Here is a 12,443-nt window from a genome sequence, read left to right as displayed (position 1 = left end):
CAAACCCGAAGCCTGAGACCGCGGCTGTCCCGTGGATCAGAAACCCATCTCATGCGAGGTCCTCCGCCTTCTGACGCTCCTTCTCGAGATCCAGGGCAAGGGCTGGCTGGCCGAGCCATTGAGCCCGCATGGCCTCGTGCACGAGGGCTCCGACCGCCGGGGAGTACGGGCGGCCGCGGACCGTCACCAAATTGACCTCGCGCCAGATCTCCGGATCGACCATCGGGCAGGCAACGACCATGGGATGCCGGGCACAGCTCTTGGGCATGAAGCCGAATCCGAGCCCGGCCGCGATCATGGACAGGATCCAGTCGTCGCGCTCGCTGCGGTAGACCGTCTCGCAGCCCTCGAAGCCGTTCTCCCGCCAGAGGGCACCGGCATAGCGATAGAACTCACAGTTGATCCGGTTGAGGTAACGGTCCCCCGTAAGGTCGCGTGGCGCGATGCTCTCCTGAAGCGCGAGCGGATGGTCGGGCGAAACGACGATCATGAACGGCTCCCGGAACAAGGGCATATAGTGCAGGCGCTCGTCCGGCTCCCGACCCGGGATGCAATAAATCGCCACCTCGAGTTGGCCGTTGATGAGTCGGTTCTCCAGGTCGGCCGCACTGGCGTCGACAATCTCAAGCTCGATCCCGGGATGTCGCGCCTGGAGACCGCTGACGAGGTCAACCAGTTCATCCGGCTGGATCGTGCACATCACCCCGAGCTTCAGGGCGGTTTTCTTCAGCTTGGCGAAATCGAAGGCTTGTCGTTTGGCTGCCTCTGCTTGGGCATAGACCTGCTCGAGATGCGGCTTCACCATGCGCCCCAGCTCCGACAAGTGGGTGTTGCTCCGCTCGCGATGGAACAGAACGCCCCCAAGCTCCTCCTCAAGCAGCTTGATCGCCCGTGTGAGGGAGGGCTGCGCGACATTGCAGCGCTCTGCCGCCCGCGTGAAGTTGAGATCTTCGCAAACGGCGAGGAAGTACCGGATCTGGTGCATCTCCATTGCAATCCTCCCCATCGGCTGATCGGTGCCACCGATGCCGGCACGACCTGCATGCGATATCATTCTCAGACTACCGCCGATCAGCCTGCTGCGGTGATAGCTTCTGGCTATGGAATCGAGGCTCACTCGGCATTTCCAATCTGTCTTGGCCTGACCGACCATGAAGCTACCGCATCGCGCCGGCTCCACTTGGTTGCCTCCATCTGGGCGCTGCGGAACAGAGGAGACATGGACATGCTGAACCAAATTCGAGGCCCCTTTATGCTCCGGCAGGGACTTTGCACGGTCGCTCTCCTGGCGGGCGCGATCTTCGCGGTTCCCGCAAATGCCGGCGAATGCCCCGCGGACAAGATGAAGGCAGGCGCCCGCACTGAAGGCGAAACACAACACAAAGGCGTTACGGACACGGTGCTCGCCACGGTCGACCTGTCCAAGGAGAAGGTGAACCTCGCCGAGCATCAGCTGCGGACGCGCAAGCTGGTCATCCAGCCTGGCGGCGTCGTGCCCTGGCACAGCCACGAGGACCGGCCGGCCCTGATCTACGTCGTCTCAGGCACCATCGAGGAATATGCCAGCAATTGCTCGGTGCCGATCATTCATAAGGCGGGCGAGGTTTCAGTCGAGAAGAGCGGGGTGCAGCACTGGTGGAAGAACACCGGCAAGGCCCCGGTCGTGCTGCTGTCCTCCGACGTGTTCCACGACATGCCCAAGGCAGACCCTCACATGATGTGACGGCTTTGGCTGCTTTGGATGGTGCTCGGCCGGTCGAACCGAGCACCAGCGCCCCTCCTGCGACAGGAGACGATGATGACAGCGTCCAACCAAGACCAAGCCATGTCGATGCAGGGCCACCATGCCGGCATGGTTGAACGGACTCTTCTGATTGGTCTGATTGCCTTCCTGACGGTGGTCGATCTGTTCGGGACGCAAGCGATCCTGCCGGCGTTGGCCCGAAACTACGGCGTGACGCCGGCTGCAATGGGCTTTGCCGTGAACGCGACAACGATGGGGATGGCGGTCGCTTGCCTAACAGTTGCCTATTTCAGCCATCGCATCGATCGCCGGCGCGGTATCCTGATCAGCCTCGCGGTGCTGGCGATCCCGACCGCCCTGCTGGCGGTTGCACCAAACCTTGCGACCTTCACGGTGCTGCGGATCGCCCAGGGGCTGTGCATGGCCTCCGCGTTCACGCTCACCCTCGCCTATCTCGGCGAGCATTGCAGCGCCATGGACGCTGGCGGTGCCTTCGCGGCCTACATCACCGGCAACGTCGCCAGCAACCTCTTCGGCCGGCTTCTGACAGCGGGCCTCGCCGACCATCTCGGCCTGCCGGCGACCTTCCTGTCCTTGGCGGGCTTGAACCTGCTCGGCGCCGTGATCGTCTATGCTTGGCTCACGCAATCCGCCATGATAACCGCTCAAGACGAACCCAGCCGGGCGCCATTGTCGATCTGGGCCGAGCATCTGCGCAACCCGCTTCTGCGGCCCAGCTTCGCCATCGGCTTCTGCATCCTGTTCGCCTTCATCGGCACCTTCACTTACGTGAACTTCGTGCTGGTTCGCGAGCCGATCGCGATCGGTCAGATGAGCCTCGGCCTCGTCTACTTCGTCTTCGCGCCGTCCATCGTCACCACCCTGTTGGCCGGTCGCACGGTGCAGCGGTTTGGGACCCGGCCCACCTTCTGGGGATCGCTGGCCGTCGCGGGCCTCGGACTGCCGTTCCTGGTCGTGCCAAACCTGACCGCAATCCTGGTAGGCCTGATGCTGGTGGGTGTGGGCACCTTCTTTGCCCAGGCAACCGCCACAGGGTTCGTCAGCCATGCAGCCACGACAGACCGCGGCTCGGCGAGCGGGCTCTACCTTGCGTCCTACTTCTCGGGCGGGCTGGTGGGCAGTGCGATCCTGGGGCAGGTGTTCGACCGGTATGGCTGGGCTGCCTGTGTCACCGGGGTCGGGGCCTCGCTCCTGATCGCGGCACTCCTCGCGATTCGGCTGCGACCCGCATCCGAGAGGCTTTTGCCCGAAATAGAGCGAGACGTCCCGACACCACCTCCGACTGCTGTCCACTCGGCGTAGGGCTTCGGGGAGCCTCGGCAGCAGCCCTCTCCAGAAAGCGTCACGACAACCCCCAGGAGGATCATCATGAACGTCACCTTCACCCAGCCAGCAACCAGGTCCGCGAGAGTTCTGGACGGAAAGGTCGCCATCGTCACTGGTTCCACCAGCGGGATCGGGCTCGGGATTGCACGCGCCTTCGCATCAGCCGGAGCGTCGGTCGTCATCAACGGCTTCGGTAAGCCGGAGGAGATCAACGCTACACTCGAAGGCTTGCAGGATGAGACCCGAAGCAAAGCCATCTATTCGGCTGCCGACATGACCAAGCCGGCCGAGATCGCCGGAATGGTCAATCTTGCCCTGGAGAGCTTCGGTCGGTTGGATATCCTAGTGAACAACGCCGGCATCCAGCATGTCAGCCCGATCGACCAGTTCCCGGTCGAGAAATGGGATGCGGTCCTAGCAATCAATCTGTCCTCCGCCTTCCACACCACCCGTCTCGCCCTCCCGGCGATGCGGCGGCAGGGCGGCGGCCGCATCATCAACATCGCCTCGGCGCACGCGCTCGTCGCCTCCCCGTTCAAGGCCGCCTATGTGGCGGCGAAACACGGGATCGTTGGTCTCACCAAAGTGGTCGCGCTCGAGACGGCTGAGGAAAACATCACCTGCAACGCCATCTGCCCGGGTTATGTCTTCACCCCCCTGGTCGAGGCTCAGATCGAGGGGCAAGCGAAGTCGCATGGCATTCCACGCGAGCAGGTCATCCGGGACGTGCTGCTGGCGCAGCAGCCCAACAAGCGGTTCGCCACCGTCGAGGAAATCGGGGCCTTCGCCACGTTCCTGGCCAGTGATGCCGCTGCCTCGATTACCGGTGCTGCGCTTCCGGTTGATGGCGGCTGGACTGCCCACTGAGGAGGACGCCATGCTCAAACATGTTTCACCCGATGTCCTCAGGACGGACAAGGGCTCCGATGCAGCAGTGATCAGCGAACTCGAGCGGACGGGAACTCCCCCAGATGCGATCACAGAACAACGGCTCCCGGACAGCATACCGGCCCGCCGGAGGCGGATCCCGAAGGAACTCGGCCAAATCGTCCTGGTGCTGCAGGGCGGCGGCGCGCTGGGCGCCTACCAAGTCGGTGCTTACCAGGCGCTGCACGAGGCCGGGGTCGAGCCCGACTGGGTGATCGGCACCTCGATTGGCGCCATCAATGCCAGCCTGATCGCCGGCAACACGCCCGAGGACCGCATGGAACGGCTGCAGGAGTTCTGGCGCCGCATGCAGCACAGCCCTTGGGTGGAGTTCCTGGGCGCGTGGCCGCTTGTGGGGCCGCTGGCCACGAATCTGTCGACCATCGCCCAAGGCATTCCGGCCTTCTTCCGGCCGAACCTGTCGGCATTTCTTGGTCTCCAGGTGCCCCTCGGATCGGAAGCCGCCGGCTATTACGATACCTCGCCGCTGGCCCGAACCCTGTGCGATCTCGTGGATTTCGACCGGATCAACGGCAGGGAGACGCGCCTGACGGTGGGAGCCGCCAACGTGCGCACCAGCGAGATGCGTTACTTCGACAGCCGCGACATGGATCTCGACCTCCGGCACGTAATGGCATCCGGCGCCCTACCGCCTGCCTTTCCGGCCGTGCGGATCGATGGCGATCTCTACTGGGACGGCGGCATCCTGTCGAACACGCCGGTCGAGGCCGTCTTCGACGACAACCCGCGAAAAAACTCCGTCATCTTCGCGGTCCATATCTGGAACCCGCAGGGGCCCGAGCCGGACACGATCTGGCAGGTGATGAGCCGGCAGAAGGATATCCAGTATTGCAGCCGGGCGGTCAGCCACATCGCCCGTCAGAAGCAGATCCACCGGCTCCGGCACGTGATCGCCGAGTTGGTGCGCCGGTTGCCGGAGCGGGAGCAGAGGACCGAGGCCGTGCGGGAGCTGGCTGCCTATGGCTGCGTGACCCGCATGCACGTGGTCCGGCTACTGGCACCTCCCTTTGAGGGCGATGACCACACCAAGGACATCGACTTCAGCCCGCGGGGTATCCGCCGCCGCTGGGAGGCGGGCTATGCCGACACGAGCCGGGTACTGGAGTTGGCACCGTGGTCAAGCGACTTCGATCCCGTGGAAGGCTTCATCCTGCACGAGGCCCGACCCGGCATGATGATGACTGCCGGATAAGATCTCGCAGGAGAAATATCATGAACGTCACCCTCCCTCAGCCGGCGCTCGGTACCGCCAGGATCCTCGACGGAAAGGTGGCGCTCGTCACGGGCTCCACCAGCGGCATCGGTCTTGGCATCGCCCGCGCCTTTGCGTCAGCCGGAGCGTCGGTGGTCATCAATGGTTTCGGTAAGCCCGAGGAGATCAACGACTCCCTTGAAGGGCTGCAGCGCGAGACCGGCGCCAAATCCATCTACTCTGCCGCCGACATGACCAAGCCGGACGAGATCGCCAGGATGGTCAATCTTGCCCTGGAGACGTTCGGTCGCCTGGACATCCTGGTCAACAATGCCGGTATCTTCCATGTCGGTCCGGTCGACCAGGTTCCGGTCGAGAAGTGGGATGCGGTCCTGGCGATCAATCTGTCGTCCGCCTTTCACACGATCCGACTGGCCCTTCCTGCCATGCGCCACCAAGGTGGAGGCCGCATCATCAACATCGCCTCGGCGCTCGCTCTCGTCGGTTTGCCGCTCACGTCGGCTTACGCAGCGGCCAAGCACGGGATCGTCGGCCTGACCAAGGTCGTCGCCTTGGAAACGGCAGAGCAAACCATCACATGCAACGCGATCTGCCCCGGAAACGTCTGGACGCCGCTCGCGGAGGCGCACATCGCGGAACAGGCGAAAACACATGGCCTTCCTCGCGAAGAGGTGATCCGGAAGGTGTTGCTGGCCGAGCAGCCGAACAAACGCTTCGCCATGGTCGAAGAGATCGGCGCCTTCGCGACATTCCTGGCGAGTGATGCCGCCGCTTCGATCACGGGTGCGGCCCTGCCGATCGACGGCGGCTGGACGGCCCATTGAGGCGACAAACCGACGGTCACTGGATATCGGCTCCATGGGACGTCACAGTAACACAATCGTGTTAAGGCCCGTGCATCGGAGCATCGGGATTGGGTGTACCGTGGCCATCGCATGGAGCCATCGCAACGGGAGACGACCATGGTCGAGCAACCCACGGCTTCCATCCGCCGGCACTCCATAGCGGTTCGCGTGACCCATTGGATCAATGCCGTCTGCCTGCTGGTCCTTCTGATGAGCGGCCTTCAGATCTTCAATGCCCATCCGGCGCTCTACTGGGGCCAAGCTTCTGCCTTCGATCACCCGATCCTGGCCCTCACCGCAAGCGACAGCGATGAGGCCGGCACCAAGGGCGTCACGCAGATCTTCGGACATGCGTTCGACACCACGGGCTTCCTCGGCGCTTCGACCGGGCCCGAAGGACAGGTCTGGGCGCGCGGTTTCTCATCCTGGATGACGATTCCAAGCTATCAGGATCTGTCGACCGGAAGGCGGTGGCATTTCTTCTTCGCCTGGCTTCTCGTGGTCAACGGCACGGCATACCTTCTTTACAGCCTCATCAGCGGCCATCTGCGCCGCGACCTCCTGCCGACCCGCCTCCAACTCAGGAAGATCGGGCATACGATCCGAGAGCATCTGCTCCTGCGGTTCCCGCGCGGTGACGAGGCCCGGCACTACAACGTGCTCCAGAAGCTGGCCTATCTGGCCGTTGCCCTCGTGCTGCTGCCGCTGGTGGTCCTCACCGGCCTGACCATGTCGCCCGGGATCGATGCCGCCTTTCCCGAACTCCTCACCCTCTTCGGTGGCCGGCAATCCGCCCGCACGATCCACTTCCTGGCCGCATCAGGGCTGGTGCTCTTCGTCGTCGTGCATGTTGCCATGGTCCTGCTGTCGGGTGCCTGGAACAACCTGCGCTCGATGATCACCGGAACCTACGTCCTCCCGGGAGGCACCCATGCGAACTGATCCTGAGCGACGCAGCTTTCTCAAACGGAGCGCCGCGTTGGCGGGAACGCTGGCGCTCGGTGGCTGCGATCGCCTGTCCGAAGCGCCCTGGTTTCGGCAGATCCTGGAAAGCGCCGAGAGCGCCACTTCGCGGGCACAACGGTTTTTGCTCGGCTCAGGCCCGCTTGCCCGCGAATACACGGAATCGGATCTCTCGCCGGTATTCCGGGCGAATGGCTCGGCCTCGATCGATGACTTCGACTATCAGGCCCTCGCCGAGAAAGGCTTCGTCGATTGGCGGCTGCAGGTCGACGGACTGGTCGAGCGCCCGCAACAGCTCTCTCTCGCTGAACTCCGGGCAATGCCCCCGCGCACGCAGATCACGCGGCATGACTGCGTCGAGGGCTGGAGCTGCATCGGCAAATGGACCGGGGTCCCGCTGGCGCATGTGCTGGAACAGGCCGGGGTGCAGGCCCGGGCACGCTACGTCGTCTTCCGCTGCGCCGACGCGCTGGAGCCGGAAGCGGGTGGCAATGGGCAGTACTATGAAAGCATCGGCTTCGAGGACGCCTATCACCCGCAGACGATCCTGGCTTACGACATGAACGGTCATCCGCTGCCGATCCCGCATGGGGCGCCGCTACGGCTACGGGTCGAACGTCAGCTCGGCTACAAGATGGCCAAGTACGTCATGCGGATCGAGCTCGTGGAGAGCCTTGCGGGGATCGGTCTTGGCCGCGGCGGCTTCTGGGAAGACCGCGGCTACGAGTGGTACGCGGGCATCTGACCGGCGTTCTTTGTCATTTCGGCAAACGCCGCCGGTTAGGCCTGCCGTGTTTCGGGGTTTGAAGGAGCAAGCAATGTCATCGAACGCAAGTGTCAACGGGCTCGCTACAGCTCTTCATCGGCATCTGAAGAAGACAATCGGTGGGCCGGCTCTGGTGGCTGCCGTCGTCGGATTCGGGCTCTGGCGTTTGGTGGATCTGTCCGCCAATGCCGCGGTCATCATCCCACCACCGTCCATTGATGAGCCACTCGGTGCGGCTTCCGAAACCGTTGTTCTGGCTGGCGGCTGCTTCTGGGGTGTCCAGGGCGTGTTCCAGCATGTGAAAGGCGTGACGAGCGCCGTCTCCGGCTATTCCGGTGGAACTGCGGACACCGCGCAGTATGAGACCGTCAGCGCGGGGCGGACCGGCCATGCGGAGTCAGTCAAAGTGACGTTCGATCCTCACCAGGTCAGTTTGGGCCGGATCCTGCAGATCTACTTCTCGGTGGTGCATGATCCGACGGAGCTCGACAGGCAGGGGCCTGATGTCGGATCGCAGTACCGCTCCGCGATCTTCGCAGCAAACGACGCCCAATTCGAGGTCGCACGGGCTTACATCGATCAGCTGAATCGGGCCCGGGTGTTTCCAAAGCCGGTCGTCACCACGGCGGATCGGCTGACCGGGTTCTATCCGGCTGAAGACTACCATCAGGATTTTCTGACACTGCACCCCTATTATCCCTACATCGTCATCAACGATCTCCCGAAGGTCGCCGATCTGAAGCAGTTGTTCCCGGAGATTTATCGCGACACCCCCGTTCTGGTCACGAAATCAGGGACGTGAGCAGCGACGGAACGGACGTCAGGGCGCGCTTGGCGTGGGCAGGTCAGCTGGTTCCGGCATATCTCTGGAACGCTCTACCGCCAAAGCCCGCTCGCCGAACCAACGCATGCTCATCGCCTCGCGCACCAGCGCTCCGACAGCCGGCGAGTGCGGCCTCCCCCGCACGGTGACGAGGTTCACCTCGCGCCAGAACTCGGGCTCGGTGATCGGCAGGCCGGTGACCGCAGGATGACTGACTGAGTTCGCTGGCATGAAGGCCCAGCCGAGACCTGCCGCGACCATGGCCAATGTCCAGTCGTCCCGCTCGCTCCAATAGACGGCCGTGCATTTGACGTTCTGCGCCTGGAACACGGGATCGGCGTAGCCCGCGAACTCGCAGTCGGTGCGATGGATGTAGCACTCCCCGTCCAGATCCTTCACCCGGACGGCGTTCCGGCTCGCCAGGCGATGGCGTGATCCGAGCGCCGCCACGATCTGCTCGCGAAACAGGGGAAGAACATGGAGCCGCTCGTCCGGCTCCTTGCCGGGAATGCAGTAGATGGCGACCTCCAGATCCCCCTGGAGGAGCCGCTCCTCCAGTTCCCAGGCATTGGCATCGGCCATCTTCAGTTCGACCCCTGCATGACGGGCCCGGACCGCACCGACGAGATCGACGATCTGATCGGGAGCGATAGTGCACATGATTCCGAGCTTGAGGGGCGTATGGGTCAGCTCGGCGAAGTCCCCCGCCTGGCGCTTGGCTTCCTGCATCTCGCGGTAGACCTGCTCCAGATGTGGGCGGACGATGCGGCCAAGCTCCGATAAATGCGTGTGAGCACGCTCCCGGTGGAAGAGCTCACCCCCGAGCTCCTGTTCCAGTTGCCGGATCGCTCGCGTCAAGGAGGGCTGGGCCACATGGCAACGCTCGGCTGCGTGGGTGAAGTTCAGTTCCTCGCACAGGGCGAGGAAATACCGAACCTGGTGCATTTCCATGACCGACCTCCCGGAAGGTTGCCCTGGATGAACTTGAGGAATTCCCCTTCGCCTGGTCGTGCTCTCTTCTCCATCACTACGGTGATGGAGAACGTCATCGCAAAGGCCAGAAAGCCGAATGACATTGGCGTCCTATTCTTCCCGTAAAGACGGCAAACTCAAGGACCTGCCATTCGGCCATACTGAGATCGCCAAGCATGAGCGTGGGCAGGTTCGACGCTTTTAGGAAGTGATCCAGGCGACCGGCACGACTCCTCCGGCAACGGCGAATCCAATCGCGGCGAGGCCAAATCCCATCACCGCTGTAAGGCGCTGGCCCAACGGGAGCACCTTTTCGGCAAACACAAGCAAGGTCAGCAGCAGCATCCAGGCCAAGTTCATGACACCTGCGGCCACCAGAATCCCGAACAGGGCCCAGCAGCAACCAAGACAGTACAGCCCATGCAAGACTCCCATCCGCAGAGCGCCGCCCCGCCCCTCACGCCAGTGGAGCGCTACGAAGGCCAGCGGCGAGCGGCAGTGGCTCAGGCATAGGCGCTTGAGCGGGGTCAATTGGTATAACCCGGCAACGATCAAGGTGCCCCCCAAGGCAAGCGGCGCCCAGTTGAACGAGCTCGTCGCGACCGGGGAGGAAGCCATGTCATGGCCCCATTGAACGATGGGGTAGACGACCCACCCGGCGAGCAGCCAGACCAGCCCATAGCCTGCAACGAAGATCCAGGTAGGAACGTGCACCGCCCGGTCCCGCCGAGCCTGGGCCTGGGCGAAGGTCAGGATCATCGGCGCAGCGGCCGGCAGCATCATCGCGGCCATCATGACGGTCCAGACCGCAACGAAAATGGCGGCTCCCCTAACCGACAAGCCGGCCGCGGGCACTCCCGCCATGGCCGTCCCACCCATGCCGGCGGAAGGCAGGCTGCCAAGATCAGCCATCCCTGCCGGCATATCCATGGTGAGCGCCTGATACAGGATGAACCCCCAGGCGCCGGTCGTCAGCACAACCAGGGAAACGAGAAGCGACAGACGCGCGTGCCTGAGAAGACCGATCGTACTCTCGGCAGGAAAACGCTCGGTACGATTAGCGCCTTGTCCTGCCAAGCCGGCCTCCCTTGCGGCTAGGCCGAAGCCGGGCCGGACCAGTCGAACGGAATGTGCTTGCTCGACCGGCTCTCGCCCGTCCACTGGAAGCCAAACCCCTCTGTCCGGGCCTCAACCGACCGGCCCCATGTGGCGACCTGCCCTGGCCCGACTTCCGAGCCGGGCGGATTGATCGTCTGAACGCGCTGCCCCGGCGGCGTGGTGGGTCCGGTCAGGGCTTCCGCCCTCCCTATGACCTTGCCCGGAATCTCGGCCCGCCAGAAGCCCAGGTCGTCGGCGACCTCGAACGTGATCGGGACGAACTCGATGCCCCGCAGCTCGCCGATCGTGGCGGCGAAGCTCGCAGGCCATCCGCCGGCCTGCCCCGAGAAGATGATCTGCAGCGCCTCGCGCTGCGGCTCGTCGGCCCTCTCATCGATAAACAGGCCCATGATGGCCTTCGCCTCGCCGGTCCACAAATTGCCCTCGAAGGCACCCAGGGCGAGCAGGTTCAGGCCGTCGAGGCGGACGGGCCCGAAGTGACCGTCCCTGATATGCCAGGCGAGCAGACCCTGACAGGCGTTGTTGGTGGGGGCCTGAGCAAACTCACAGGGACAAGGAATGTCGCAACTGCAGATGTCGAACCAGTCGCCGGCCAAATGCCATTCAGGGATGGTGCTCATGGAACATCCCTCCTCGTGTGCCACATGATACTCCCGAGGGGAGCAAATGTCAGGCGCGGGAAATCTCCAGGATGGTTAGGACGAAGGTTCGACGGCCAACTGCCCGTGCTCCATGGACCTCTCTTCGGCCACCCGAAGGGACAGTCTGCTCAGGGTCACGAGGAGATCGACGCAAAGTTACGGACGTCCGGGTTACCTTGGTGAGCTGACGAAGGCTTTGAAAGGAATGCTCAGCCTGGGTTTCTTGTCGGCATAAACGGCCAAGGTTCATTGCGGGGGCTTCACTTCGGGAGCACTGCAATGCAAGACAGTTCCGCTGACCATCCCTGCCAAACCACCGCACCTTGGAACCGGGGCAAGCTGATTGGCCCCAAACCGCCTCTTAAGGCCAAAGAGATCTGGTCCATTCGCGTCAGGCTCCAAGTGGCGCATCGCATCCGGGATTTGGCTCTGTTCAATCTCGCCCTCGACAGCAAGCTGCGAGCTTGTGACCTTGTCGCGCTCCGCGTCGACGATGTGGCCCTTAATGGGCGGGTGCGCTCCCGAGCTACGGTCATGCAGCGGAAGACGGGCCGGCCTGTTCAGTTCGAGATCACAGAGCAAACCCGGGAGGCTGTGGGCCGCTGGCTGGAGAAGAAGGATCTGCACAAGGGGGAGCCGCTGTTCCCGAGCAGGGTCAATCGGCGAAAGGCAATGACGACGCGCCAGTACGCCCGCCTGCTGGCATCCTGGCTTCGCGCGATTGGGCTGGATCCCCTCGCCTACGGTACCCATTCCTTGCGGCGTACCAAAGCGTCGATGATCTATCGGAGAACCGGCAATCTCCGAGCCGTCCAACTTCTGCTCGGCCACACCAAGATCGAGAGCACTGTTCGGTATCTTGGGATCGACGTCGGCGATGCCCTTCTGATTGCGGAGCAGATTGAAATCTGAACTCTAAGGCGGCTCCCCGACGAGCCGCCTTAGAGTTCACCAAGCATCACGAATGCAACGTCCGGACTTGAGGCTTAAGCAGCCACGGAACAAACGACCCGCACGTGCCAGTTGCAGACCTTAGGAAGCGCACACCCTGGCAATTTTGGG

General features: G+C 63.3%; 13 protein-coding genes. 9 read left to right on the top strand and 4 right to left on the bottom strand.

All coding sequences use genetic code 11. The features are described 5' to 3' along the window. Positions 1–49: 49 nt before the first annotated feature. Complete coding sequence (locus tag U0023_RS31660; RefSeq protein WP_009490266.1) at positions 50–991, bottom strand: LysR family transcriptional regulator; 942 nt, start codon at positions 989–991, stop codon at positions 50–52. Positions 992–1,225: 234 nt separating this feature from the next. On the opposite strand from U0023_RS31660, the gene U0023_RS31655 reads away from it, so the two are divergent. The 8 genes from U0023_RS31655 (at position 1,226) to msrA (ending at position 8,628) form a co-directional block, all read left to right on the top strand. Continuing rightward, positions 1,226–1,723, top strand: a complete 498-nt coding sequence (locus U0023_RS31655; protein ID WP_009490269.1) for a cupin domain-containing protein — start codon at positions 1,226–1,228, stop codon at positions 1,721–1,723. Positions 1,724–1,798: 75 nt separating this feature from the next. After that, the gene (locus U0023_RS31650) at positions 1,799–3,067 is read left to right on the top strand and encodes an MFS transporter (RefSeq protein ID WP_009490271.1); all 1,269 of its coding nucleotides are present in this window, start codon (positions 1,799–1,801) and stop codon (positions 3,065–3,067) included. A 66-nt stretch (positions 3,068–3,133) separates the two neighbouring features. Beyond that, positions 3,134–3,958, top strand: coding sequence for a 3-hydroxybutyrate dehydrogenase (locus U0023_RS31645; RefSeq protein WP_009490272.1), 825 nt, complete (start codon positions 3,134–3,136; stop codon positions 3,956–3,958). A gap of 10 nt (positions 3,959–3,968) precedes the next feature. Continuing rightward, positions 3,969–5,231 carry a patatin-like phospholipase family protein gene (locus U0023_RS31640; protein ID WP_009490274.1) on the top strand — a complete coding sequence of 421 codons (1,263 nt, stop codon included), beginning with the start codon at positions 3,969–3,971 and terminating at the stop codon, positions 5,229–5,231. A gap of 20 nt (positions 5,232–5,251) precedes the next feature. Continuing rightward, a complete protein-coding gene (locus U0023_RS31635; protein WP_009490276.1) occupies positions 5,252–6,076 on the top strand; it encodes a 3-hydroxybutyrate dehydrogenase in 825 nt (274 codons plus the stop codon). A gap of 138 nt (positions 6,077–6,214) precedes the next feature. Next, positions 6,215–7,039: a cytochrome b/b6 domain-containing protein gene (locus tag U0023_RS31630; RefSeq protein WP_009490278.1), complete on the top strand. Its 825-nt coding sequence runs from the start codon at positions 6,215–6,217 to the stop codon at positions 7,037–7,039. Next, positions 7,029–7,805, top strand: a complete 777-nt coding sequence (locus U0023_RS31625; protein ID WP_009490280.1) for a molybdopterin-dependent oxidoreductase — start codon at positions 7,029–7,031, stop codon at positions 7,803–7,805. Before U0023_RS31630 ends, U0023_RS31625 begins: the two co-directional genes overlap by 11 nt. Before the next feature lie 73 nt (positions 7,806–7,878). Then, positions 7,879–8,628: a peptide-methionine (S)-S-oxide reductase MsrA gene (msrA, locus tag U0023_RS31620; RefSeq protein ID WP_009490282.1), complete on the top strand. Its 750-nt coding sequence runs from the start codon at positions 7,879–7,881 to the stop codon at positions 8,626–8,628. A gap of 18 nt (positions 8,629–8,646) precedes the next feature. Here the strand turns inward: msrA and U0023_RS31615 are convergent, their stop codons facing one another. From U0023_RS31615 to U0023_RS31605, 3 genes are all read right to left on the bottom strand, one after another. Next, positions 8,647–9,600, bottom strand: a complete 954-nt coding sequence (locus U0023_RS31615) for a LysR family transcriptional regulator (RefSeq protein ID WP_009490283.1) — start codon at positions 9,598–9,600, stop codon at positions 8,647–8,649. Positions 9,601–9,822: 222 nt separating this feature from the next. After that, positions 9,823–10,698, bottom strand: coding sequence for a DUF2182 domain-containing protein (locus tag U0023_RS31610; protein ID WP_009490285.1), 876 nt, complete (start codon positions 10,696–10,698; stop codon positions 9,823–9,825). A 17-nt stretch (positions 10,699–10,715) separates the two neighbouring features. Then, the gene (locus tag U0023_RS31605) at positions 10,716–11,360 is read right to left on the bottom strand and encodes a DUF1326 domain-containing protein (protein WP_009490286.1); all 645 of its coding nucleotides are present in this window, start codon (positions 11,358–11,360) and stop codon (positions 10,716–10,718) included. Positions 11,361–11,660: 300 nt separating this feature from the next. Here U0023_RS31605 and U0023_RS31600 point away from each other — a divergent pair, with 300 nt between their 5' ends. Further along, positions 11,661–12,293 carry a tyrosine-type recombinase/integrase gene (locus U0023_RS31600; RefSeq protein ID WP_322883906.1) on the top strand — a complete coding sequence of 211 codons (633 nt, stop codon included), beginning with the start codon at positions 11,661–11,663 and terminating at the stop codon, positions 12,291–12,293. The last annotated feature ends 150 nt before the right edge of the window (positions 12,294–12,443 follow it).

This window comes from Microvirga lotononidis (assembly GCF_034627025.1).
Taxonomy (GTDB): domain Bacteria; phylum Pseudomonadota; class Alphaproteobacteria; order Rhizobiales; family Beijerinckiaceae; genus Microvirga; species Microvirga lotononidis.
This window is presented reverse-complemented; position numbering and strand designations above follow the sequence as displayed.

What these genes read in the sequence shown, in the direction of transcription:
- U0023_RS31660 (WP_009490266.1), bottom strand. Translation starts at nt 991, where the DNA reads ATGGAGATGCACCAGATCCGGTACTTCCTCGCCGTTTGCGAAGATCTC.
- U0023_RS31655 (WP_009490269.1), top strand. Translation starts at nt 1,226, where the DNA reads ATGCTGAACCAAATTCGAGGCCCCTTTATGCTCCGGCAGGGACTTTGC.
- U0023_RS31650 (WP_009490271.1), top strand. Translation starts at nt 1,799, where the DNA reads ATGACAGCGTCCAACCAAGACCAAGCCATGTCGATGCAGGGCCACCAT.
- U0023_RS31645 (WP_009490272.1), top strand. Translation starts at nt 3,134, where the DNA reads ATGAACGTCACCTTCACCCAGCCAGCAACCAGGTCCGCGAGAGTTCTG.
- U0023_RS31640 (WP_009490274.1), top strand. Translation starts at nt 3,969, where the DNA reads ATGCTCAAACATGTTTCACCCGATGTCCTCAGGACGGACAAGGGCTCC.
- U0023_RS31635 (WP_009490276.1), top strand. Translation starts at nt 5,252, where the DNA reads ATGAACGTCACCCTCCCTCAGCCGGCGCTCGGTACCGCCAGGATCCTC.
- U0023_RS31630 (WP_009490278.1), top strand. Translation starts at nt 6,215, where the DNA reads ATGGTCGAGCAACCCACGGCTTCCATCCGCCGGCACTCCATAGCGGTT.
- U0023_RS31625 (WP_009490280.1), top strand. Translation starts at nt 7,029, where the DNA reads ATGCGAACTGATCCTGAGCGACGCAGCTTTCTCAAACGGAGCGCCGCG.
- msrA (WP_009490282.1), top strand. Translation starts at nt 7,879, where the DNA reads ATGTCATCGAACGCAAGTGTCAACGGGCTCGCTACAGCTCTTCATCGG.
- U0023_RS31615 (WP_009490283.1), bottom strand. Translation starts at nt 9,600, where the DNA reads ATGGAAATGCACCAGGTTCGGTATTTCCTCGCCCTGTGCGAGGAACTG.
- U0023_RS31605 (WP_009490286.1), bottom strand. Translation starts at nt 11,360, where the DNA reads ATGAGCACCATCCCTGAATGGCATTTGGCCGGCGACTGGTTCGACATC.
- U0023_RS31600 (WP_322883906.1), top strand. Translation starts at nt 11,661, where the DNA reads ATGCAAGACAGTTCCGCTGACCATCCCTGCCAAACCACCGCACCTTGG.